The following is a 22,739-nucleotide window of genomic DNA, read 5'->3' as shown; positions in this document are numbered from 1 at the left end:
TCCCGGCTCAGGCGCCGGACTGCCAGGGCAGCGTCGCCTCATAGGCGGCCGCAGCCTTAAGCACGGCGAGGTCGCCGCGCGGCCGGCCGATCAGCTGCATGCCCATCGGCCGGCCCCTGTCGTCGAAGCCGACCGGCACGTTGACTGCCGGACAGCCGCCCAAGGTCGCCAAGGCGGAAACCTGCATCCAGCGGTGGTAGCTGTCCATCGCTCGTCCGGCGACCTCACGGGGCCAATGCGTGCCGATATCGAAGGGGAAGACCTGCGCGGTCGGCAGCGCAACGAGATCATAGCGGTCGAAGATAGACAGCAGCGCGCGATGCCAGGACGTGCGGATGACCGAAGCCGCGCGGATCTGCGGCGCCGTCAGCCGCATCGCATTCTCCACTTCCCAGATGGCTTCCGGCTTGAGCAGGTCGCGCTTTGCGGGATCGTCATAGTGGGTTTTGAGCGCACAGCCGCTGCTGGCCTGGCGCAGCGTCACGAAGGCCTGCCACAGCGCTTCGAAATCGAAATCCGGCAGCAGGGGTTCGTGAGGGAAGGCCGCATCCGCAAAGCGGCCAAGTGCCGCCTCGCACAGATCGAGGATGCCGGGTTCGACCGGCAGATGACCGCCGAGGTCACCGAGCCAGGCGATGCGGCCGCCAGCTGCTGCCATGCCTAGCCCTTCGAGGAACGAGCCCGGTTTCTCATAGGACAATGGTGCGTGCGGATGATAACCCGCCTGCACATCGAGCAGCAGCGCCATGTCGGCGACATTGCGGCCCATCGGCCCGTCGACGCCCATCTGCGCATGAAAGACTTCAAAATCCGGTCCGCCGGGGACAAGTCCTTGCGACGGACGGAAGCCAAAAACATTGTTCCAGGCGGCCGGATTGCGCAGCGAGCCGCCGAAATCGCTGCCATCGGCGACGGGCAGCATATCGAGCGCTAGGGCTACAGCCGCGCCGCCGCTTGAGCCGCCGGCGGTCAGGGCCGGATCGAAGGCGTTCAGCGTCGGCCCGAACACGTTGTTGTAGGTATTGGAGCCAAGCCCGAATTCGGGAACGTTGGTCTTGCCGATGATGATGGCACCGGCGTCGCGGATGCGCTCGACGAAGAAATCGTCTTCCTGCGGCACGAAATCGGCGAAGATCGGCGAGCCGAAAGAGGTTCGGAGGCCCGTGGTCGAGGCGAGATCCTTGATGGCGATCGGCAGGCCGAAGAGCGGACCGGCTTGGGCTCGCGCCGGGCTGGCGTCGGCCGCATCGGCTTCACGCAGGATGTCGCCGCGGTCGCGCAAGGAGACGATGGCGTTGACCAGCGGGTTGACCGCCTCGATGCGGTCGAGGAATGCCGTCACCACCTCGCGCACGGAAAGCTTCTTGTGCCGGATCGCGCCGGCGAGTTCGACAGCGGACAGGCGGCAGATGTCGCCGGCCGGCGGCACGGCATGTTTCGTTTGAGGGCGCAGCATCTCAGCGGGTTTCCTGCAAAGCCTGATCGACATCCTTGGCGAGCGGGATCGCCGGCTGGGCACCCGGCTTCAGGCAGGCCAGCGAGCCGGCCGCGCCGGCGCGCGCCAGCGCTTGTTCGAGCGTGAGGCCCGACGACAGGCCGGCGGCGAAATAGCCGCAGAACGTATCCCCGGCGCCGACCGTGTCGACAGGGGTGATCTTCCTTGCCGCAACGGTGAGGAAGTCGTTCGGCATCGCCGCCAGCACGCCGTCGCCGCCGAGCGTAACAACGATGGTGCGGCCGGTTTTGCCGGCAAAGTCGCGCATGCGTGCCGCCCTATCGCGGCCTTGCAGCGAAAGAGCCTCGCCATAAAGATCGAACTCGGTCTCGTTGGCGACGGCATAGTCGGCCTTGCCGAGAAAGGTCGCCGCTTCACCCTGGAAAGGAGCTGTGTTGAGCACGGTGATGGCGCCCGCCGCTCTTGCCTGGTCGAGCGCTGCATCGACGGTCGCCAGCGGGATCTCATTTTGCAGCAGCACGACATCGCCTTTTTTCAGGAAGGCCTTGGCGAGATCGCCGGGCAGCACGGACGCGTTGGCGCCGGGCACCACGGCGATGATGTTCTCGCCGTCATCGGCGACCATGATCAGTGCCGTGCCGGTCGAGGCGTGGGTCTCGGCAACGCCGGACAGGTCGACCTTGCCGTCGCGCAGCAGCGCCAGCGCTTCGGCGGCGAAGCTGTCCTTGCCGACGGCGCCGACCATGCGTACCGAGGCGCCGGCGCGCGCTGCGGCCAGCGCCTGGTTGGCGCCCTTGCCGCCGGGAGCGGTGGTGAAGGCCGAGCCGCCTACCGTCTCGCCGGGGCTCGGCAAGCGGTCGACATTGGCGATAAGGTCGAGGTTGATCGAGCCGATGACGATAATCAAGCAAGGCCTCCTGGCAGCGCAAATTCAAAGTGTCGGAGCGTTCTTTGTGCGTCCGGGCGAACGCAGGTCGTTCCAATCGCGCGGGAAGCTAACCTGTAAGGCCGCGGCTTGCCAGACCACGCGAATGGTCCAGCTCGATTTGAGGGTATCGTGACCTTATTCACAGCGCACGGTGACCGTGCCCTGATAGTTGCCGGCGGGAAAGATACCGCTCGACCTGGTGGCGGTGAGGTCGACCTGCATGGTGTGGGTGCCGTTGACGACCCGCTGCGGCACACTTCCGGTGTTGTCGGTGCCCGAGCCATCGAGGCGGAAGACCGAAGCGAAGGTCACGTTGGTGCCGCCGCCGCTCGGTGCGGATGAGAATGCGGCCGGCGCCGGCGCCGAAACGGAATAGCAGTCCAGCAAGTTGAGCAAGGAACACAGCAGCGAGCTTGCCACGATCGTGGCGCTCGCGCTCGATCCGCCTGCCTGCTTGGAGCCCAGTATGCCGATGGCCGGGTTTGCTGTCATCGTTCCCGATGCCCCGACCATGATGGTGCAGGTGCCGATGATCGCTGCCTGCACCGGAAGGCAGAAGCCGGCAAGTGCTGCCATTGCAAGCAGCGCGCGGTTATTTCTTCTTCTTTTTCTTGCCATCGCTATTTCCGGTCCTGATGCTCCAGCCTTCGTTGGCCCAGTCGGGTGACGCGGCCGCGGGAGCGATGGCGGCCACGCTGCCCGTCTGGCCGTCGGCGCCGAGACCCATCTTGAGGAGTTTCAGCTCCAGCTGCAGGCGCTCAACCTCAAGCTCATAGAGGCGGCTGCAATCGACGCGCTTCGGAGTGCGCCCGATCGGGATCACCACGCGGCCGTAAGTGGCGACGTCGTTGTCTGACTGGCTGTTGCCTCTGATGACGCCGAGATCGACATAGGCGCCGGAGCCAGAGACGGCGGAACGGCAAGTGGTGCCGTCCGCGGCACGGATCTCGTCCTGGCCCTGGGGCAAGGTGACGCCGGGCAGGTTGAAGCCGCTCTCGTTCTGATTGAGGTTGTAGACATCCTCGGCCAGAACCGGCGAGATACAAGCCGTCGCAGCCGCGAGCGCAAATGTCAGGATTTGCGGCGCCCAAAGAACTTTCCGCATATCTGTGCCCTTATCTGCGTCTGTTGGTTGGGAAAGGGGATGCTTTCGGTACAGATACGCACTTTACGCTCGGCGGCGCCGTCAAAGGGCACGACCACAAGGACAGGACGGGAAGCCTGGGAAGCCAGCTGGAAGACATTGGGAGAGATTTTGGCGTCTACCGGCTGAAAATCCTGATCGTAGACGTGGATTTCGACCCGGATCTTCCGGTCGTAGGGATTGGCGGGGAAAACGCGCACCGCGAAAACGTTGGTGAAGCTGTTGACCTCGCCACGCATCGGCGACATCGACTGCGCCTTGGCGGCAATGGGCGCCAATCCGACGGCCAGTGCCGTCGCCAGAATTCGAGCATGCTTCAAGGACCCCTCCTTCGCGACGGCGTCATTCGCAGCGCAGCGTTACCGTTGCCTGATAGTTGCCGGAGGCGAAGCGGTTGCTGCCGCCCTTGGTGCCGGCGAGGTGAACCGAGACGAGGTCGGCGCCCGGTGTACCGATGCTGGTTGCCGAGCCGGTCTCAACGATAGAATGCGCGCCCGCAGCGGAGTAGGTCGGTGTCCAGGTCGTCGCCGTGCCGTCCGCCGACGGCACCGTCGTGGTGGTGACCGGATCGACGCTGAGCGACACACCGCCGGTCGTCGTCAGCGTCACGGTTCCAGCAGAACCGCCGCTGTTGTGGGAACTCAGGGACTGGAGATCGGGACTGACCATCATCGTGCCATTGGTAGCAACGACAAGCGTGCAGGTCGGCGTGATCGTGCCATTGAAAATGACATTTTGCGTCGTGGCCAATGCGGTTTGGTCAAGACAGCCAACCAGCAGAACTGCGCCAAAGGCGGTGCGAAACAATGTCATCGAGACCTCCTATTAAGCCGGATCGCCCGAATTAATATGGGTCATCATCACTTTATCGTGGTTAAATTAGAGTTAACTAAAATAATAGCTGAAAATAACAAACACGATAACCAGAGGTTGCTCTCGGTTGCAAACAAGAAAAACGAAACAAGAATCCTGCTTATACTTAATAATTCCGATATCTATATATTCCTTCGGCAACAATTGGAAAATCGATGTTCACGACACCTGCCCGGCTTCCCAGCCCAGGATAGCGCGCTTGCGGGTCAGACCCCAGTGATAGCCGGTGAGATCGCCGGATTTGCCGATGGCGCGGTGGCAGGGAACCACGAAGGAGAGTGGGTTGGCGCCGTTGGCCGCACCGACGGCACGGCTGGCACTCGGCGCGCCGATGCTGGCGGCGATCGAGGAATAGGTACGGGCTTTGCCCATCGGGATCTTGAGCAGCGCCTCCCAGACCCGAACCTGGAAGTCGGTGCCGATCATGACGACATGCAGCGGCTGGTCGAGGCGCCACAGCGTCGGGTCGAAGATGCGCGCGGCATAGGGGCCCGTCGCCGTCATGTCCTCGACATAGATGGCGTTCGGCCAGCGGCTGGACATGTCGGCAAAGGCGGCACGTTCCTCGCCGGGGTCGCTGAAGGCGAGGCCGGCAAGCCCGCGGTCGGTCGCCATGATCAGGGCAGTGCCGAACGGCGAGGAATGGTAGCCGTAGCGGATGGTCAGCCCGGCGCCGCGCGTCTTGTAGTCGCCCGGCGACATCGCCTCATGGGTGACGAACAGGTCATGCAGCCGGCCCGGGCCGGACATGCCCAATTCGAACGAGGTTTCGAGCAGCGGCATGCCGGAATCGAGCAGCTTACGGGCATGGTCCAGTGTCACCGCCTGCAGGAAGGCCTTGGGTGACAGGCCGGCCCAGCGGGTGAAAAGTTTTTGCAGGCCGGTCGGCGTCTCGCCGACCTCCTCCGCCAGTTCTTCGAGGGAAGGCTGGTCACGGTAGTCGAGGCTGATCTTCTCGATGGCGCGGCGCACGATCTCGTAGTCGCTGCCCTCAGGCGTGATGTCCTTTTTGAGGATCGCTGTGTGTGTGCTCATGGAACTGTCTCCTTGAGCCGGAATATCGCCCCTTGGGGCGTCGACCGCCACCCGAAACTTGCCTTCTTGCGGCGCATACCTCGCCTTCTTGCGGCGCATACGCAGATAGACTCCGATTTCGAGCCTGGGAGCCGCTGATGGCTGACTAGCGCGCCCTGGCGGTCGCCAGCGCTCGCGAAAAGGCGGTGGCAAAACTCTCGCGCGAATCGGGGTCCAGGAACGATCCGATCGGCACGTTCTGGCCTTGCCCTTCAACCGTCATCCTGGTGATGCCGATCTCGGCGTGGCGGGCGACCGAAAACCGCGCCCAGAACGGATTGAAGCGATGCGCTTCCGATTTACCGGAAGGTGCGGTCTTGCGGATGTCGAGGCTGGTGCGCGAGACCGACACTTCCTCGCGGGCACGGGCGGCCCGATAGTTGACGCGAAAGGCGATGTAGACGGCGACCACGTCGAGGCCGAAGAAGCCAAACACCGGCCAGGCGCCGCGCGACAGGAAAAATGCCCCTGTCACCAGCCAGCCGAACAGCAGCGCGCCCATCAGGATGAAGAAGCCTGTCCGGCCCAGCGACCGGTGCGGGGTCAGTAGCGCCTGAAAGAATGGCTCGTCGGCCTGAAACGAGGCGTTTGTGTCGCTCATGAGGGGATATTATAGGAGGGAAATGGCGAGCCCCAAGTCCAAAGATTCTTCCATGTCCAAAAAAGAGCTGCTTGGTCGGCGCGATGGGTCGAACGTCAAGCCACGCCCGCGGCCGGTGCGGAGCTCGTCGCGCTACAGCCCGGCCGAAGTGCACGAGATCTTCCGGCGCTTTTCCGTCCAGCGGCCCGAGCCGAAGGGCGAGCTCGAACATGTCAACGCCTTCACGCTGCTGGTGGCGGTGGTGTTGTCGGCGCAAGCGACCGACGTCGGCGTCAACAAGGCGACGCGGGCACTGTTCAAAGTTGCCGATACGCCGCAGAAGATGCTGGCGCTGGGCGAAGCCAAGGTCGGCGAGTACATCCGCACCATCGGGCTCTGGCGCAACAAGGCCAAGAATGTGATTGCGCTGTCGCATGCGCTGATCCGCGACCATGGCGGCGAGGTGCCCGACGACCGCGATGAATTGGTCGAGCTGCCGGGCGTCGGGCGCAAGACCGCCAATGTCGTGCTCAACATGGCCTTCGGCCAGCACACGATGGCTGTCGACACGCATATTTTCCGCATCGGCAACCGGCTCGGGCTGGCGCCCGGCAAGACACCGGAACAGGTCGAGCAGGGGCTGTTGAAGATCATCCCGGACGAATATATGCGCCACGCGCATCACTGGCTGATCCTGCATGGCCGCTATGCCTGCAAGGCGCGCAAGCCTGATTGCCCGGCCTGCGTCATCGCCGACATCTGCAAGGCGCAGGAGAAGACGACCGACGTGCCGGCGCCGCTGGTCGAACTCGCACCGCTCGATCCGGTCGACGACGTTCAGGACCGAAGCGGAACGACGGCGTAATTCAACTCTCCTCCACAAACACCTCTTCGCGCTTTTTCTTGACCGCGGGCAGGAAGACGATGACGAGCACGGCGAGCGCGATGAGCAGCAGGCCGGCGCTGATTGGTCTCGTCACGAAGGTACTCGGGTCGCCGCGCGAGAGAATCATGGCGCGGCGCAGGTTTTCCTCGAGCAGCGGGCCGAGCACGAAGCCGAGCAGCAGCGGCGCCGGTTCGCAGCGCAGCTTGGTCAGGAGATAGCCGAGGAAGCCGAAGAAGGCGACGGCGTAGAGGTCGTAGACGTTGCTGTTGACGCTGTAGACGCCGATCGAGCAGAACGCCATGATGATCGGGAAGAGCACGTAATAGGGGATCGTCAGCAGCTTCACCCAAAGCCCGATCAGCGGCAGGTTCAGGACGATCAGCATCAGATTGCCGATCCACATCGAGGCGATAATGCCCCAAAACAGCGCCGGCTGTTCGGTCGCGACATTGGGACCGGGCACGATGCCCTGGATGATCATCGCGCCGATCATCAGCGCCATGACCGGGTTGGCCGGAATGCCGAGCGTCAGCATCGGGATGAAGGAGGTCTGCGCGCCGGCATTGTTGGCCGATTCCGGCCCGGCGACGCCTTCGATGGCGCCCTTGCCGAACTCCGCCGGGTTTTTCGATACGCGTTTTTCCACCGTGTAGGAGGCAAAGGCTGCCAGGATCGCACCGCCTCCTGGTAGGATGCCGAGCGCCGATCCGATGATCGTTCCGCGCACGATGGGTGCTGCCATGCGCCGAAAGTCCTCGCGGGTCGGCATAAGGCCGGTGACCTTTCGGATCATCACGGAGCGCTCGTTCTCGTTTTCCAGGTTGCGCAATATCTCGGCGACGCCGAAGACGCCGACTGCCACCGCAACGAAGTTCAGCCCGTCGGCATATTCGCGGATGCCGAGCGTGAAGCGCGGCGTGCCGGTATAGATGTCGGTGCCGACAATGCCGAGCAGCAGGCCGAGCACGACCATGGCCAGCGCCTTGACGATCGAGCCGTGGGCGAGCGCGACGGACGAGACCAGGCCGACGATCATCAGCGAAAAATACTCGGCTGCGCCGAATTTCAGCGCGATCGCCGTCAGCGGCGGAGCAAAGATGGCGACGAGGAAGGTCGACACCGTGCCGGCGAAGAACGAGCCTATGGCTGCGATCGCGAGTGCTGCCCCGGCGCGGCCGTTCCTGGCCATCTGGTAGCCGTCGATTGCGGTGACGGCCGACGAGGATTCGCCGGGCATGTTGATGAGAATAGCGGTAGTCGAGCCGCCATATTGCGCACCGTAATAGATGCCGGCGAGCATGATGAGGGAGGAAACCGGGTCGCCGATCTGGAAGGTGATCGGCAAAAGCATGGCTATGGTTGCGGTGGCGCCGATGCCGGGCAGGACGCCGATCAGCGTGCCGAGAAGGACGCCGATCAGGCAGAAACCAAGATTCGTCAGCGATGTGGCCGTCGAGAAACCGAGCGCGAGGTTGTCGAGGAGCTCCATGCTCATCGCCTCAGAATGCAAGCCATGGGGCCAGCCATGGGCCGAAGCGCCGGAACGGCAGCCCGAGCGCGTAGCTGAAGACGAGGAACGCAAACAGCGTCAGGCCGGCAGACAGCACGAGCGCGGTCAGCGGCTTCATGCGGCGGCTGGCAAACGACGCGATCAGCGCTGTGAGAAAGATCGACGGGATGAAGCCGAGACCGCGCACTGTCAGGCCGAAGAAGATCGGAGCAGGCAGGATGAACAGCATGCCGCGCCACGCAATGTGCCCGATCGCTTCGCTCTCGATGCGCACGGCCTGGACGAGGATGACGGCGCCAAGCAGGATCAGCACGATCGCCAGGACCAGGGGAAAATAGCCTGGTCCCATGCGGAAGGCGGTGCCGATTTCGAGGCCGAGCGACTGCAGCGCGAACCATGCGCCGGAACCGATGAACAGCGCGGCGCAGATGCCGTTGGCCCTGTCGATTGCGAAAGGTTTCATGATGGTCCTCCCACGGGCGCGCAGATGCCGAAGCGAAAACGGGGCGCTGGTAGCGCCCCGTTTATAACCTCAGTCGGCGTACTGGCCGGCGGCTTCGATGATAGGCTTCCAGCGCGCGATCTCGCTTTCCAGCTTGGCCTTCAGTGCGGCGGGCGTCGCGTCGGCCTCGGGCGACGGTTTGGTGCCGAGTTCGGCGAAGCGGGCCACGACGTTCTGCTCCTTCAGCGCGAGTTGAAGCGATTTCGACAGGCGTTCGGTGACCTCGGCCGGCGTGCCCTTGGGTGCGTAGATGCCATGCCAGATGCCGACCTGCACCTCGGGAAGGCCGCCTTCAATCGTCGTCGGGACGTCCTTCAGCACATCGAGGCGTTCCGGCGAGGTGACGGCATAGGCCTTGATCGTGCCGCCCTGGATCTGCTTGGTGGTGTTGGTCGTCTGGTCGCACATGATGTCGACCTGACCGCCGAGAAGATCGGTCATGGCCGGGCCGGTGCCCTTGTAGGGTACGGTGACCAGCGGCGTCTTGATGGCGCTCATGAACAGCATGCCGCACAGATGCGAGGCCGCACCGATGCCGGCATTGGCGACGGCAAGGCTGTCCTTGTTGGCCTTGGCATAGTCGACCAGCCCCTTCAGATCGGTCGGCTCGAGATCCTTGCGGCCGACGATGGTCATCGGCACCTCGGTGACGAGGCCGACATACTCGAAGGCATTCAGCGTGTCGTAGGCGAGCTTCCTGTACAGCGTCGCACTTGTCGCCATGCCGATGTGATGGAGGAGCAGCGTGTAGCCGTCCGGCTCGGCGTTGGCGACGCGGCCAGCACCCAGCGTGCCGCCGGCGCCGCCGACATTCTCGACGATGACCTGCTGGCCGAGATCCTTCGACATGGCTTCCGCGACAAGCCGCGTGACCGTGTCGGTCGGGCCGCCGGCCGCAAACGGCACCACAACGGTGATGGTGCGTTCAGGATAGGTCTGTGCGCCGGCAGTGAACGGATAAAGCGTGACGGCCGCAGCAGTAGCCAGAGCGGCGACAAAACTTCTCATCGTGATCTCCTCCCAACATATGAATCTTCAACCGCTGCGCGGGGTCCTCTCAACACCGCTGCGTATGAAGCAACAACTAGCGCAAACCAGCAGATTGCAAGCCGACTTAAATGGCAAACTGCTGATCCGCCTATTCTAGTAGCCGTAGCCTCGCGCCATCGCCGCGGCGAAGACCGGAATGAGCAGGAAGATGAAAGCCTCGGCGCGGATATAGGTCCTCACGGACGCAAGCTCGGTCGCCGGCACCAGGAACGAGGGATTGGCGCGCGCCTGCCTGTTCCAGGACATGAAGCGGACGGTCGGTATGATCGACAGCAGGCCGACCACGCCAAACGCCGCGATCTTGGCCCAGAACACCCAGTTGTAGACATAGAATTCCCAGCCCTTGAGGCCATAGAAGACGCGGCCGATACCGACGATGATGATCAGCGTGGCGATGATGCCGTAGTGGCGGTCGATGCCGGCGAGCCGCTTGAGCGTCGTGGCGGCCAGATCGCCGCGGATCAGGACGAACTCGGCGCCGATGATCCCCGCCAGCGAAAACACAAGCAGATGATGGAAGATCGCAAGCACAAGATCGGTGGTGTCCATGCTCTTTCCCTTGGGTTTGACGACGCCGGCCCGCGCCTGAAAAAAGGTCGCGCTGGCAGGTGTTGAATCAGCTTGTCGTGAAAATAACACCGTCGCAAAAAATTCCCATAGCGGCGCCTGGATGATGGACCGTGTTGCCCTGGCCCTTGCACCGCACCGGCGATTTGCTAAGCGCTGACGATTCGTGCGAGGCAGATCCGATGAACAATCCACCAGCGACCAGCGCTCCTGTCATCGAGACGAAGCGAACCATCCTGCGGGCACACCGGCTGGGCGATTTCGACGCCTATGCCGCGATGTGGACGGATCCCGTCGTCACCCGTTTCATCGGCGGCAGACCGCGCACGCGCGAAGAAAGCTGGATGCGCTTCCTGCGTCACGCCGGCCTGTGGTCGCTGCTCGGCTATGGCTTCTGGGCGATCGAGGAGAAGGCGACGGGCCGTTTCATCGGCGAGGCCGGGTTTCACGATCTGAAGCGCGATATGGAGCCGTCGATCGAAGGCATTCCCGAGGCCGGCTGGGCGCTGGTTCCGGCCGTGCACGGGGCGGGCTTCGCCACCGAGGTGGTCGGCCGCGTCCTGGCATGGGGCGAAGAAATGTTCGGGCGGGAGAAGACCGTCTGCATCATCGATCCGGAAAACGCCGCTTCGCTGAGGGTCGCGGCGAAGTGTGGTTACCGGGAGGTGGTGAAGACCACCTATCACGACGCTGCGACCATCCTGCTGGCGCGGTGACCTGAGCGGCGTTGGTTGACTGCTGCCGGCGCCCGCATGATGGCGCCTGTCGCCAGCAATGATGATGAGGCGGGCCGCGCCAAGAACCGCCGCGTGGTTCTGGTCAAATTGAACCGAGCGAGCGTTCCAGACCGGACGCATTCTACGACATAGCATCCGCCGCGAGGCTTGCCTGCTCGAGCATGGAGGCGTCCTCGCCGAAGGCGCGGGTGGCGCGGGCCGCCGCCTCGAGCAGCGGACGCTTCATGCGCTGGAGAAACGCCGCGTCGACGCGCGTGCTGGGTCCGGCCAGCGTCAAGGCGCCGAGCAGGACGCCCCCCGGCCCGAACACCGGCGCCGACACGCCCCCCGTCTCGGGGTCGCGGTCGCCGATGGCGAGACAGTTGCAGGTCTTGCGGATGGTCTCGTAAGGTTCGCCCGGCTGGCCGGAAAACGCCGCAAGCACGCGGCCGCCCGAGCCGACCAGCAAAGGCAACACGTCGCCTTCACGGATCGTGTAGCGGATCGGGTGCTTGGATTCGACGCGGTAGAGACAGGTGCGGACGTCGCCCGAGCGAACATAGAAGGCAACGCTCTCCCAGCTCCGCTCGGAGAGATCGCGCATGATCGGCAACAGGATATCGACCGCCACGACCGAACGCTGATAGAGCGCACCGAGCTGGAAGGTAGCAGGTCCGACGCGGTAGCGCCCATCGTCGAGGCGCTCGAGCAATCGTCCGCGCAAAAGGGAATTCGCAAGCCGCAGGATCGTGCTCTTGTAGAGGCCGGTGCGCGCCGCGATTTCGGCCAGGCTGAGCGACCGGTCGGCCGTGGTGAACGCGTCGAGGATGGCGATCGCCCGATCAAGCGCGGCAACACCTTCAGCCGACGCGCGCCGGATTTCCGCATCCGCCGATTTGCTTGGTGAGTCCATGGCGGTTCCAGTTCGTAGAAGCCGAGCGGAGCGACTGTGTCGCGCCACCAATCCGTTCTGTCCAGTAGAATATCGTTTCCGTTGACAGAACTCCGTAACATCTGCTTGAACTTGATGACGGGTCTGGATGCAGGCGCGTTTTGGCAGGCACCGGAGGAGGTGTCGTGATCTGGAGGAATCCCATGCTGAACAGACGCAGATTTTTGATGAACACCGCAGCCGCGGGCGCCGCCGGGCTGGTGGCGTCGCATCTCTCTCCAGCTTTCGCGGAAGGTGCACCCCAGATACAGCTCTTCGTGCCTGCGGCGCCTGGCGGCGGATGGGACCAGACGGCGCGCACGATGGATCAGGTGCTGCGCAGTGAAAAGCTCATCTCCGGTTCGCAGATCACCAATGTTGGCGGCGCCGGCGGTACGGTCGGGCTGCCGCAGTTCATCAGCCAGTGGAACGGTAAGGGCAATTCGCTGATGGTCGCCGGCATGGTCATGGTTGGCGCCATCATCGCCAACAAGGCTGCCAACAATCTGACGCAAGTCACGCCGATCGCTCGCCTTACCGGCGAGTTCGAGGCGCTGGTGGTGCCGGCGGAGTCGCCGTTCAAGACGGCCGCCGATTTCGTCGCCGCGCTCAAGGCCGATCCGACAAAGGTTCCTGTCGCTGGCGGCTCGGCCGGCGGTTCGGACCATATCCTGTTCGGGCTGATCGCCAAGACTGTTGGCGTGCCGGCGACAAACCTGTCCTACGTGCCGTTCGCCGGTGGCGGCGAGGCGTTGTCGGCACTGCTGGGCAATCAGGTCGCGGCCGGCATCTCCGGCTTTGGCGAGTTCTCCGAGCAGATCAAGGCGGGCGCGCTCAGGCTGCTCGCCATCTCGGCCGACAAGCGCCAGGACGGCATCGATGCACCGACGATGAGGGAAGCCGGCATCGATGTCGAACTGTTCAACTGGCGCGGTGTCTTCGCACCGCCCGGCGTTTCCGACGCAGACAAGGCGGCGATGATCACGCTGGTCGAAAGCATGGCCAAGAGCGATGCGTGGGCGACCGAGTGCAAGAACCGCAACTGGACGCCGATCCTGCTCACCGGCGACGACTATGCGAAATTCGTCACCGAGGATTCGGCCCGTATCGAGGCTATCCTGAAAGATCTCGGGCTCGCCTGATTTTCCCCTGAAGGGGCGGCGCACGCCGCCCCTTCTCGCATGCAATGTAGAGCCGGCATGAACTGCGGCGAGGACCGGTCGTATGGTCAGGCATCTTCGCCAACCATATTGGGCCAGCTATCCTGGGGAGGACAATCATGAGCACCAGCGACCAGCAGGTGGCGCCGTGGCGCCTTGCCATGCCGGAATTGTTGATCGGCGTCGGGCTGCTGGCCTGCGCCGGCGCCGTAGCCTGGCAGACGCTGGCGATCCCGGTGTCGCCGCTCTACTCCAAGGTTGGCCCTACCGTCTTTCCCTACCTCACTATGGTTGGTCTGGTGGTGCTTTCCCTGTTGCTCATTCTCGCGGCACTTCGCGGCGGCTGGCAGCCGGAGGAGGAAAAGGAAACGCCGACAGACTGGAAGGCGATGGGTTTCGTCGTCATCGGCCTGCTGGCCAATCTGCTGCTCATCCAGCCGCTCGGTTTCACGGTAGCATCCGTCCTCATGTTCGTTCTGGTCTGCTACGGCTTCGGCAGCAAGCGCACGCTGCGCGACGCAGTGCTCGGTCTGATCCTAGCGCTGGCGGCCTATTTCGGCTTCGCTAGGGCGCTCGGCGTCAACATCGGCGCCGGCTTCATCGAGAACCAGCTGAACACGGTCATCGACGCGTTCATCACCATGTTGAGGGGCTGACGCCATGGAAACGCTCGGACATCTCGCACATGGCTTCTCGGTCGCCTTCACCCCGGTCAATCTTCTGTGGTGCCTGCTCGGCACCACGCTCGGCACCGCCATCGGCGTGCTGCCCGGCCTCGGACCGGCGCTGACCATCGCCCTGCTGTTGCCGATCACCTATCAGGTAGCGCCGGAAGCATCCTTCATCCTGTTCGCAGGTATCTACTACGGCGCCATGTATGGCGGCTCGACGACGTCGATCCTGCTCAACACGCCCGGCGAAAGCGCTACCATCGTCACCGCGCTGGAAGGCAACAGGATGGCGCGGTCCGGCCGTGGCGGTGCAGCACTCGCCACCTCGGCGATCGGCTCCTTCGTCGCCGGCACCATCGGCACGATGGGCGTCGCCTTCCTGGCGCCGGTGGTTGTCAAATTCGCGCTGGCCTTCGGCCCGGCCGAATATTTCTCGCTGATGGTGCTCGCCTTCATAACCGTTTCTGCGGTGCTCGGCTCGTCTTCCGTGCGCGGCCTGACCAGCCTGTTCGCCGGCTTCGTCATCGGCATGATCGGCGTCGACCTGCAGACCGGCCAGCCGCGCTTCACCTTCGGCATGACCGAATTGCTCGACGGCGTCGATGTCATCATCGCCGCCGTCGGCCTGTTTGCCGTCGGCGAGACGCTCTATATGGCTTCGCGCCGTTATGCCGGCAAGGACGAGATCGTGCCGCTGAAGGGCTCGCTCTACATGACTGCGGCCGAGTGGGGACGTTCGTGGAAACCCTGGCTGCGCGGCGCTGCTATCGGCTTCCCGATCGGCGCCATGCCGGCCGGCGGTGCCGAAATCCCGACCTTCCTGTCCTATGCCATCGAGAAGAAGCTGTCGAAGCACAAGGAGGAGTTCGGCACGGTCGGCGCCATCGAAGGCGTCGCCGGCCCCGAGGCCGCCAACAATGCGTCCGCCGCCGGCGTGCTGGTGCCGATGCTGACGCTCGGCCTGCCGACCTCGGCGACGGCGGCGATCATGCTCTCGGCGTTCCAGAGCTACGGCATCAATCCCGGGCCGCTGCTTTTGACAACGCAGGGCGACCTCGTCTGGGGGTTGATCGCCAGCCTGTTCATCGCCAACGTCATCCTCGTCATCCTCAACTTGCCGCTGATCGGGCTGTGGGTGCGGCTGCTGAAAATCCCGGCACCGCAGCTCTATGCCGGCATCCTGGTGTTCGCCACGGTCGGCACCTATGGCATCTCGCAATCGCCCATCGACCTCGTCATACTCTATCTCCTGGGCGCCGCCGGCTTCCTGATGCGGCGTTTCGATTTCCCGACCGCGCCCGTCATCATCGGCATGATCCTGGGGCCGCTCGCCGAAACCCAGTTTCGCCGGGCGATGACCATCTCGAATGGTGACTGGTCGGTGTTCTACACCCACAAGCTGTCGCTGACGCTGCTGACGCTCGCCTTCATCGGCCTCGCCGGCCCGCATATCTGGGCCTTCATCGAGCACCGCCGGCGGCGCGGACCGGAGCATGTGCCCGGCGATGCCTGATCGATCCCTGATGCCATGACAGAACTGCTTTCCGGTATCCGCGTCCTCGACCTGACCAATGTCCTGGCCGGCCCCTATTGCGCCTATCAGCTGGCGCTGCTTGGTGCCGACGTGATCAAGGTCGAAGTGCCGCAAGGCGGTGACCTGGCGCGCCAGCTCGGCGGCTCGCCAAGGCTCAACAGCGCCGGCATGGGTGCCTCGTTCCTGGCGCAGAACGCCGGCAAACGATCGGTGGTGCTCGACCTCAAGAAGCAAGCCGATCGCGAGCGCTTCCTCGACCTGGTCGCCAGCGCCGATGCCTTGGTGGAGAATTTCCGCCCGGGCGTGATGGATCGGCTCGGCCTTGGCTACGAGGCGTTGAAGGCGGTCCGTCCCAGCCTCGTCTATTGCGCGATATCGGGTTTCGGCCAGACCGGACCGATGCGCGACAATCCCGCCTATGACCAGATCATCCAGGGCCTGTCGGGGATCATGAGCATCACCGGTACGCCGGAAACGGCGCCGCTGCGGGTCGGCTATCCCGTCGCCGACACGCTTGGCGGGCTAGTCGGGGCGTTTGCCATAGCCTCGGCGCTGGTGCGGCAGAAGACGAGCGGCGAGGGGGCTTTTCTCGACGTCTCGATGCTCGAATGCACGCTTTCCGCACTTGGTTGGCCGGTCTCCAACTATCTGACCGCCGATGTCGATCCCCAGCCAATGGGCAATGAGAATATGACCGCGGCACCCTCCGGCGCGTTTCGCACCGGGGATGGGCTGCTTAACATCGCCGCCAACAAGCAGGAGCAGTTCGTGACGCTGTGCCGGCTGATCGGCCGGCCGGAATTGGCCGGGGATGCCCGCTTTGCCGAGCGCGAGACGCGCAAGCGCAACCGTGCGGCGCTAAAAGTCGAGATCGAGGACGCCCTGGCGAGCGCCCCGGCGGCGGACTGGGAAGAGACGCTCAATCGTGCCGGCGTGCCCGCCGGCAGGGTGCTGACGATCCCGCAAGTGCTGGCCGAGCCGCAAGTGCTCGAACGCCAGGTGACCGCGAATTTCGATGATGTGGCTGGCATGGACAAGCCGCTGACCGTTCTGCGCGGCGGCTTCATGGTCGATGGCGCGGCACCCTTGCCGACGAAGCCGCCACCGGCGCTGGGTGAGCATATGGATGAGGTGTTCGCGGACCTGCCGCCGCGCGCCAAGACAAAGGGACGGGCATGAGTGGGCCGGAGAAGAAGACTGGCCGTGAGCGCGGCGAGGAATGGTGGCAGACCGATATCATCGAGATGCGGCCGGGTGTCATCCGGTTGCGCGGCTACGAGATACAGGATCTGATCGGCCGCGTCAGCTTCCCGGCGATGATCTGGCTGATGCTGCGTGGCGAACTGCCCAGCGAGGACCAGGCGGCGCTGCTCGGCATTGCCTTGGGTGCTGCCGTCGACCACGGGCCGCAGGCGCCATCGATCGCCATCGCGCGCATGGCGGCAACCTGCGGCGTCGGCATCAACAGCGCCATGGCCTCGGCCATCAACGTTCTCGGCGACGTGCATGGCGGCGCCGGCGAACAGGCGCTCTCCTTCTACGGTGACATTGCCGTGGCGATCGATGCCGGGATAACGCTGAATGAAGCGGTCTCGGCACGGCTCGACCGGTTCTTTGCCGAGGAGGAGGGCTATGTGCCAGGGCTCGGACACCGCTTCCATCCCGTCGATCCGCGTGCGCCGCGCCTGCTGGAACTGACCCGCGAATTTGCCGCGCGCGGTGTCGTCAATGGACGTTTCGCCGACATTGCCGAGGCGATCGAAGCGGAAGTCGCGTGGCGCAAGGGGAAAAAGATACCGCTCAACATCGATGGCGCCACCGCCGTCATCTATGGCGAACTTGGCTTCCCGCCGCCGCTGACGCGCGGGCTTTTCGTGCTGTCGCGCTCGGTCGGCATCCTGGCGCATGCCTGGGAGCAGTCGCAACAAGGCGAGCGCAACAAAGGTCCGCTGCCGCGCGAATGGTTGTGGGCCTATACCGGCACGCCGGTGCGGCCGTTTCCTGAAGGGGGCGACACGAACGAGTGAGGCCTGGTCTCAGGCTGTGTCAACCGGCACAGGCTGGGCAATCGTCAACGTGTTCACCAGCGTCGAGAGGTCGGGCTCATCGATGAGCAAAGCCGCATCAGCCGGCGGCAACCAGGCCCGCTGCCGACTTTGGGCTTCCTGCCAGTCGGCCAGTTCCTCGGTAACCTCAAGCAGATAGACGATGACGTCGACGCGGACAAAGCGGTTGGCCAGCCGCTTCCAGTAGGAATAGGTACCCGCCGGCTCGCTCAGCGTCTTGCCGAGCACGCCAGCTTCCTCTTGCGCCTCGATGGTAGCCGCCTTGCGTCCGCTCTTGCCTTTCATCGGCCAGCCCTTGGGGACGATGAAGCGCCTGGTGGTTCGTGACGTGACCAGCATCACCTCGATATCGCCGCGCGCGTTCAGCCGAAACGGAATAGCCGCCACCTGGCGGATCCGCTCGCCTTTCTTTGCCTTGCGCACGGCCTTTTTCTTGGTGGCTGCCATTTGTGAATCCAGTCGATGCAATGCCGCATAGCGCGACAAGGCATCGTTGCAAAACCAAAACTTCCGCGTGTGCCGAAAAAAGCACTCCGAATACATAAGTCGGCTAAATAAATGAAAAACGCCTAAATGTCAGCGGCAATTGCTCACGGCGGTGGTGCCGATTATCTGCGTCTGGCAGCCTGGCTTGAGCTGCTGCACGACCGGCGGCGGTTGCCGGACGATCTGGCGATCCTGGGCACGATACTGCTGCTGTTGCTGCTGATATTGCTGCCGCTGTACCCTGTTTTGCAGGATTTGCAGGTCGTTCTGGCGGATCAGCGCATTGTTGCCGGTGGCGGAATTGAGGGCTTGCGCGGAAGCGGGCAGGCAAGCGCCCACCAGCATTGCCGTGGCCAGCATTGCCGATGTGAAAATCGTTGATGGTCGAAGCGCCGACATCCGCTCATTCCCGCGCAAAAAACACTGTCCATTGATATAGGATGTTTGCGCGGCGATGCCATGGCCAGCATGTCGATCACAAGTGAAATCGGTTCTATCGACTGCTGAAGGCCGCTTCGCCGCGGCGGAGAATCTGCCTGGCAACCCCGCATTGCACTTGACGGAGGCGGTCGATTCGCCGCTCTATCGGGTCGGCGCCGGCCTTGAGCTGAATGGCGTCAATGGCGTCGGCATGTCCGTCAGGTATAATGGCGCCTTCGGCGAAACGGTTAAACAGAATGCGATCAGCGCGTCTCTCAAGGTCAGCTTCTAGCTGGCCCGAGGCGGAGCCGGGCGGGAGGGTCTTGATGAGGAAGTACGCGTATCTCATGGCGATGCTGGGCGTTGCCTGCGTCGTGGGTGTGCCTGCCGTGGCGGCGCAAACCAAGGGCGATAAGGTGGTCGCGGCGCCGCCCGCCGCCGATGCGCCGCAACTGCCTGGTGGCGCGTCGGCACTGTCCGAAACCCATGGCGACTGGACCGTCAATTGCCAGATATCAGGCACCACCAAGACCTGCAGCCTGTCACATCAGCAATTCAACAAGCAAAGCAACCAGCGCCTGCTGGCGATCGAGCTGTCGAGCAAGACCGGCGAGGATGCCACGGGCACGCTCGCGCTGCCGTTCGGCCTGGCTCTGGCCAAGGGCGTCAGCCTGACCATCGACGACCAGAAGCTGGACGGCAGCCTGGCATTCAACACTTGCCAGGTTGTCGGCTGTCTGGTGCCGGTGGCGTTCGATGCGACTGTCACGCCGCAGCTCAAATCAGGCACCACCCTGAAGATCGACGCCTTCGCCGCCGACACTGGACAAGCGGTAAGCTTTTCCATTCCGCTCAACGGCTTCGCCGGCGCGCTTGCCCGGACCGCGGAGCTTTTGACCAATTGATGTAGAGCCGCAGGACTTAAAGCGCGCCGTTTGAATGCCGTCTCGCGGCAGGGGCGGTGCGTTACCCAGCAGAACGCGGCGGCAGAACGTCTTTCCGTCGGCTCAAACGACGATCGTTTTAAGTCTTTCGGCGATCAGGGCGGCGAGCCGCGCCGCCACCTCGTCCTTGCTCATCTCGGGCCATTCCTCGACACCGGCCTTCGACACGATCCGCACCCGATTGCGATCACCGCCCATCACGCCGGAAGGACCGACGCCGCTGGTCTGCGACACGTCGTTGGCGACGATGAGATCGGCGCCCTTCTTTCTGAGTTTGGCCTCGGCGTTGCGCAGGAGATTCTGTGTCTCGGCGGCGAAGCCGATTACAAGGCCGGGTCGCTGCCTGTGATGGCCAATCCCGGCGAGGATGTCGGGATTCTCGACCATGCGCAGCACTGGCGGCCCTTCGCCCGCGACCTTCTTGATCTTCTCACCGGCCGAATTCTCCGAGCGCCAGTCAGCAACGGCGGCGACGAACACCGCCGCGTCGGCGGGCAGGAGCTGTTCCACCGCATCGCGCATCTCTTGCGCACGTTCGACATGGATGGTCTTCACCCCGGCGGGATCGGCGATGCCGACGGGGCCGGACACGAGACGCACATCGGCACCTAGCCTGGCAAGGGCTGCCGCAATGGCGTGGCCCTGCTTGCCGGACGAACGGTTGGCGATGTAGCGCACCGGGTCGATCGGCTCATGCGTCGGGCCGGAAGTGACGATGATCTTGCGCCCCGACAGCGGCTTGGGGCTGACATCGAACAGCGCCTCGATGGCGGCGACGATCTCCAGCGGCTCGGCCATGCGGCCTTCGCCCGCCTCATTGCTTTCGGCCATCTCGCCTTTGGCCGGACCGATAAAGGCGATGCCGTCCTTCTGTAGCGTCGTGCGGTTGCGGCGAGTGGCCGGATGCGCCCACATTCTGGGATTCATGGCCGGCGCCATCAACACCGGCTTATCCGTGGCGATGAGTACGGTGGAGGCGAGATCGTTGGCGTGGCCGTTGGCGAGCTTGGCCATCAGGTCGGCGGTGGCGGGCGCCACCACCAGCAGATCGGCCTCGCGCGACAGCCTGATATGGCCGACATCGTGCTCGTCATTACGGTCGAACAGTTCGGTGAAGACATGGTCGGCGGAGAGCGCGCCGACCGAAAGCGTGGTGACGAATTCCTGCGCGGCCGATGTCATGACCACCCGAACCGCGGCCCCGCGCTCGCGCAGCCGGCGGATCAGGTCGAGCGCCTTGTAGGCGGCGATGCCGCCGCCGATGATGAGCAGGATGCGCTTGCTGGAAAGCGAGCCGCGCGGCACGCTCTTGCCTGCCGGCGCGATGGCCGGCGGGGTCGCCGCCCCGTGCAGGCTGGTCAGTTCGCGTAGCGTTTTCTCGATCTGGTCAATGCGGCCCACCGGGCCGATCTGCCCGTCAACAGCGGCCCGGATCATCACCCGCGCCTGCTCTTCCATGGAGCGGTCGTTTTCCGCTGCCAATCGGCGCAGCAACTCCTTGACCTCATCGTCAAGGTTGCGGATCGTGATGCTGGCCATGTGATTGCACTCAGCTGTGATTGCCGACTGCAATGATAGCAATGCAATCGGATTGCTGCAAGTTGCGGACTCGGAGTCCGAAGCGGCTGGGTGCTAGATGATCTTCCAGGCGATATAGACCAGCGTCAGCGCGATCACCCATAGTGCCAGGCGGCCGGAGCGGCTGTAACGCGCCTCGGCCTTGCCGATGGCGCGCGCGGTGGTTTCGTCGAAGCGCAGGCCATGTTCGGCCATCAGGTCGATCTCGCGCGACAGCCGATCGGTACGCGCCGCGAGTTCGGGCACCTGGCGGGCCAGCGTCAGCAGCGCCCTGGCGCCATCGCGCGCATCGATCATCATGCCACGTGGGCCAAGGTTGCCGGCGATCCAGCCGCCGACCACGGGTTCGGCCGTCTTCCACATGTTGAAAGCCGGATCGAGCGTGCGCGCCACGCCCTCGACCACCACCATGGTCTTCTGCAGCAGGATCAACTCCGGCCGCGTCGCCATGTCGAACAGTTCGGTCACTTCGAACAGCAGCGTCAGAAGCTTGGCCATCGAAATGGTCTCGGCCGGCTGGCCGTGGATCGGCTCACCGATCGCCCGGATCGCCTGCGCGAAGGCCGCGACATTGTGCTGGCGCGGTACGTAGCCGGCTTCGAAATGCACTTCGGCAACGCGCAGGTAGTCACGCGTGATGAAGCCGTAGAGGATTTCGGCGAGGAAGCGGCGCTCCTTCTTGCCGAGCCTGCCGGCAATGCCGAGATCGACGGCGACGATGGTGCCGTTTGCTTCGACGAACAAATTGCCCGGATGCATGTCGGCATGGAAGAAGCCGTCGCGCAGCGTATGGCGCAGGAACGACTGAATGAGGTTGGCGGCGATCGCCTTCAGATCGTGGCCATCTGCCTCCAGGCCGGCAATGTCGTTCATCTTGACGCCGTCGACCCATTCCATGGTCAGCACGTCGCGGCCGGTGCGTTCCCAGTCGACGGACGGCACGCGAAAGCCGGGATCGTCCTTCGTGTTTTCGCCGAGTTCTGAAAGGGCGGCCGCCTCGAGGCGGAGATCCATCTCGATCTTGGTGGTCTGCGCCAGCGTCTCGGTGACCTCGACCGGCCGCAGCCGGCGTGACGACGGGATGTATTTCTCCTGCAGGCGGGCGGCGAGGAAATAGCTTTCGAGATCCTGGAAGAAGCGGCGCCGCACGCCGGGCCGGATCACCTTGACCGCCACCTTGGTGGCAACGCCGTCATGCATGGTGTCGGCGGCATGGACCTGGGCGATGGAAGCGGCTGCGACCGGATCGCCGAATTGCGCATAGAGATCGCCGACCTTGCGCCCGAGCGAAGCCTCGATAGCCGCGATGGCCTCGGCCTTCGGGAAGGTGTGCATCTTGTCCTGCAACATAGCGAGATCGAGCGCCATGTCGTTGCCGACGACGTCGGGCCGTGTCGCCAGGAACTGGCCGAGCTTAACATAGGACGGTCCGAGCCGGACCACCGCCTTGGCCAGCCGGTCGCTGCGCTCATAGGCAAGCGCGCGGCGGCGGGTGAACAGCCGCGCCAGCCGCCAGCCGAACTTCGGCAGGCCCGACAGTTCCTCGCCCGGCAAGGCGGCGACGACGCCCTCGCGGACCAGCACCCAGCCGGCCCTTACGAGCCGAAATCCTGCGCTGACCGTGCTCATGCCTGCGCCCGTCCTGCCGGCTCTTCGAACCGGC

Annotated in this window: 26 protein-coding genes; 9 read left to right on the top strand and 17 right to left on the bottom strand. The window is 64.1% G+C overall.

The features are described from left to right. Window positions 1–7: 7 nt before the first annotated feature. The 8 genes from ACFOJ9_RS27350 to ACFOJ9_RS27315 all read right to left on the bottom strand — a co-directional run bounded on the left by ACFOJ9_RS27350 (window position 8) and on the right by ACFOJ9_RS27315 (window position 6,076). Window positions 8–1,456, bottom strand: coding sequence for an amidase (locus tag ACFOJ9_RS27350; protein ID WP_378983275.1), 1,449 nt, complete (start codon window positions 1,454–1,456; stop codon window positions 8–10). Between the two features lies 1 nt (window position 1,457). Next, entirely contained in the window at window positions 1,458–2,363 is a 906-nt protein-coding gene (locus tag ACFOJ9_RS27345) for a ribokinase (protein WP_378983272.1), read from the bottom strand. 156 nt (window positions 2,364–2,519) lie between these two features. Next, window positions 2,520–3,002, bottom strand: coding sequence for a hypothetical protein (locus tag ACFOJ9_RS27340; RefSeq protein ID WP_378983269.1), 483 nt, complete (start codon window positions 3,000–3,002; stop codon window positions 2,520–2,522). Then, on the bottom strand, window positions 2,977–3,489 hold the full coding sequence (locus tag ACFOJ9_RS27335) for a hypothetical protein (protein ID WP_378983266.1): 513 nt from the start codon (window positions 3,487–3,489) through the stop codon (window positions 2,977–2,979). Before ACFOJ9_RS27335 ends, ACFOJ9_RS27340 begins: the two co-directional genes overlap by 26 nt. Further along, a complete protein-coding gene (locus tag ACFOJ9_RS27330) occupies window positions 3,456–3,848 on the bottom strand; it encodes a hypothetical protein (protein WP_378983263.1) in 393 nt (130 codons plus the stop codon). Before ACFOJ9_RS27330 ends, ACFOJ9_RS27335 begins: the two co-directional genes overlap by 34 nt. Window positions 3,849–3,870: 22 nt before the next feature. Continuing rightward, on the bottom strand, window positions 3,871–4,341 hold the full coding sequence (locus tag ACFOJ9_RS27325; protein WP_378983260.1) for a hypothetical protein: 471 nt from the start codon (window positions 4,339–4,341) through the stop codon (window positions 3,871–3,873). Window positions 4,342–4,560: 219 nt separating this feature from the next. Then, window positions 4,561–5,436 (bottom strand): methylated-DNA--[protein]-cysteine S-methyltransferase, encoded by an 876-nt coding sequence (locus ACFOJ9_RS27320; RefSeq protein WP_378983257.1) that lies wholly within the window; start codon window positions 5,434–5,436, stop codon window positions 4,561–4,563. Window positions 5,437–5,581: 145 nt separating this feature from the next. Further along, window positions 5,582–6,076 (bottom strand): DUF2244 domain-containing protein, encoded by a 495-nt coding sequence (locus tag ACFOJ9_RS27315; protein WP_378983255.1) that lies wholly within the window; start codon window positions 6,074–6,076, stop codon window positions 5,582–5,584. 22 nt (window positions 6,077–6,098) lie between these two features. Between ACFOJ9_RS27315 and nth the strand changes: the two genes are divergently transcribed. After that, window positions 6,099–6,920, top strand: coding sequence for an endonuclease III (nth, locus tag ACFOJ9_RS27310; RefSeq protein WP_378983252.1), 822 nt, complete (start codon window positions 6,099–6,101; stop codon window positions 6,918–6,920). A 1-nt stretch (window position 6,921) separates the two neighbouring features. On the opposite strand, the gene ACFOJ9_RS27305 is transcribed toward nth, so the two are convergent. The 4 genes from ACFOJ9_RS27305 to ACFOJ9_RS27290 form a co-directional block, all read right to left on the bottom strand. Next, complete coding sequence (locus tag ACFOJ9_RS27305; RefSeq protein ID WP_378983249.1) at window positions 6,922–8,430, bottom strand: tripartite tricarboxylate transporter permease; 1,509 nt, start codon at window positions 8,428–8,430, stop codon at window positions 6,922–6,924. Between the two features lie 10 nt (window positions 8,431–8,440). Then, complete coding sequence (locus tag ACFOJ9_RS27300; protein WP_378983246.1) at window positions 8,441–8,914, bottom strand: tripartite tricarboxylate transporter TctB family protein; 474 nt, start codon at window positions 8,912–8,914, stop codon at window positions 8,441–8,443. A gap of 69 nt (window positions 8,915–8,983) precedes the next feature. Continuing rightward, complete coding sequence (locus ACFOJ9_RS27295; RefSeq protein WP_378983244.1) at window positions 8,984–9,961, bottom strand: tripartite tricarboxylate transporter substrate-binding protein; 978 nt, start codon at window positions 9,959–9,961, stop codon at window positions 8,984–8,986. Window positions 9,962–10,096: 135 nt separating this feature from the next. Further along, a complete protein-coding gene (locus ACFOJ9_RS27290; protein ID WP_378983241.1) occupies window positions 10,097–10,552 on the bottom strand; it encodes a DUF2214 family protein in 456 nt (151 codons plus the stop codon). A 200-nt stretch (window positions 10,553–10,752) separates the two neighbouring features. On the opposite strand from ACFOJ9_RS27290, the gene ACFOJ9_RS27285 reads away from it, so the two are divergent. Next, the gene (locus ACFOJ9_RS27285; RefSeq protein ID WP_378983238.1) at window positions 10,753–11,286 is read left to right on the top strand and encodes a GNAT family N-acetyltransferase; all 534 of its coding nucleotides are present in this window, start codon (window positions 10,753–10,755) and stop codon (window positions 11,284–11,286) included. A 142-nt stretch (window positions 11,287–11,428) separates the two neighbouring features. Here the strand turns inward: ACFOJ9_RS27285 and ACFOJ9_RS27280 are convergent, their stop codons facing one another. Next, entirely contained in the window at window positions 11,429–12,199 is a 771-nt protein-coding gene (locus ACFOJ9_RS27280; protein WP_378983235.1) for an IclR family transcriptional regulator, read from the bottom strand. A 182-nt stretch (window positions 12,200–12,381) separates the two neighbouring features. Here ACFOJ9_RS27280 and ACFOJ9_RS27275 point away from each other — a divergent pair, with 182 nt between their 5' ends. The 5 genes from ACFOJ9_RS27275 (at window position 12,382) to ACFOJ9_RS27255 (ending at window position 17,609) form a co-directional block, all read left to right on the top strand. Further along, complete coding sequence (locus ACFOJ9_RS27275) at window positions 12,382–13,359, top strand: Bug family tripartite tricarboxylate transporter substrate binding protein (protein ID WP_378983232.1); 978 nt, start codon at window positions 12,382–12,384, stop codon at window positions 13,357–13,359. Between the two features lie 137 nt (window positions 13,360–13,496). Continuing rightward, a complete protein-coding gene (locus ACFOJ9_RS27270) occupies window positions 13,497–14,033 on the top strand; it encodes a tripartite tricarboxylate transporter TctB family protein (RefSeq protein ID WP_378983230.1) in 537 nt (178 codons plus the stop codon). Between the two features lie 4 nt (window positions 14,034–14,037). Further along, the gene (locus ACFOJ9_RS27265; RefSeq protein WP_127259888.1) at window positions 14,038–15,561 is read left to right on the top strand and encodes a tripartite tricarboxylate transporter permease; all 1,524 of its coding nucleotides are present in this window, start codon (window positions 14,038–14,040) and stop codon (window positions 15,559–15,561) included. 15 nt (window positions 15,562–15,576) lie between these two features. After that, window positions 15,577–16,761, top strand: coding sequence for a CaiB/BaiF CoA transferase family protein (locus ACFOJ9_RS27260; RefSeq protein WP_378983222.1), 1,185 nt, complete (start codon window positions 15,577–15,579; stop codon window positions 16,759–16,761). Next, window positions 16,758–17,609 (top strand): citryl-CoA lyase, encoded by an 852-nt coding sequence (locus ACFOJ9_RS27255; RefSeq protein WP_378983220.1) that lies wholly within the window; start codon window positions 16,758–16,760, stop codon window positions 17,607–17,609. Before ACFOJ9_RS27260 ends, ACFOJ9_RS27255 begins: the two co-directional genes overlap by 4 nt. Window positions 17,610–17,618: 9 nt before the next feature. Here the strand turns inward: ACFOJ9_RS27255 and ACFOJ9_RS27250 are convergent, their stop codons facing one another. Both ACFOJ9_RS27250 and ACFOJ9_RS27245 read right to left on the bottom strand, forming a co-directional pair. Further along, a complete protein-coding gene (locus tag ACFOJ9_RS27250) occupies window positions 17,619–18,095 on the bottom strand; it encodes an NUDIX hydrolase (RefSeq protein WP_378983217.1) in 477 nt (158 codons plus the stop codon). Between the two features lie 129 nt (window positions 18,096–18,224). Further along, entirely contained in the window at window positions 18,225–18,533 is a 309-nt protein-coding gene (locus ACFOJ9_RS27245; protein ID WP_378983215.1) for a hypothetical protein, read from the bottom strand. An 82-nt stretch (window positions 18,534–18,615) separates the two neighbouring features. Here ACFOJ9_RS27245 and ACFOJ9_RS27240 point away from each other — a divergent pair, with 82 nt between their 5' ends. Further along, the gene (locus tag ACFOJ9_RS27240; protein WP_378983213.1) at window positions 18,616–18,846 is read left to right on the top strand and encodes a hypothetical protein; all 231 of its coding nucleotides are present in this window, start codon (window positions 18,616–18,618) and stop codon (window positions 18,844–18,846) included. 34 nt (window positions 18,847–18,880) lie between these two features. After that, window positions 18,881–19,459 (top strand): invasion associated locus B family protein, encoded by a 579-nt coding sequence (locus ACFOJ9_RS27235; RefSeq protein ID WP_378983211.1) that lies wholly within the window; start codon window positions 18,881–18,883, stop codon window positions 19,457–19,459. Window positions 19,460–19,561: 102 nt separating this feature from the next. Here the strand turns inward: ACFOJ9_RS27235 and coaBC are convergent, their stop codons facing one another. Further along, window positions 19,562–21,037 (bottom strand): bifunctional phosphopantothenoylcysteine decarboxylase/phosphopantothenate--cysteine ligase CoaBC, encoded by a 1,476-nt coding sequence (coaBC, locus tag ACFOJ9_RS27230; RefSeq protein ID WP_378983208.1) that lies wholly within the window; start codon window positions 21,035–21,037, stop codon window positions 19,562–19,564. Between the two features lie 93 nt (window positions 21,038–21,130). Next, window positions 21,131–22,705, bottom strand: coding sequence for a 2-polyprenylphenol 6-hydroxylase (gene ubiB / locus ACFOJ9_RS27225; protein ID WP_378983206.1), 1,575 nt, complete (start codon window positions 22,703–22,705; stop codon window positions 21,131–21,133). Between the last annotated feature and the right edge of the window lie 34 nt (window positions 22,706–22,739).

The organism is Mesorhizobium cantuariense (assembly GCF_042647205.1).
Lineage (GTDB): Bacteria > Pseudomonadota > Alphaproteobacteria > Rhizobiales > Rhizobiaceae > Mesorhizobium > Mesorhizobium cantuariense.
Note: the sequence above shows the minus strand (reverse complement) of the source record. Positions and strands in the feature narration are given on the sequence as shown.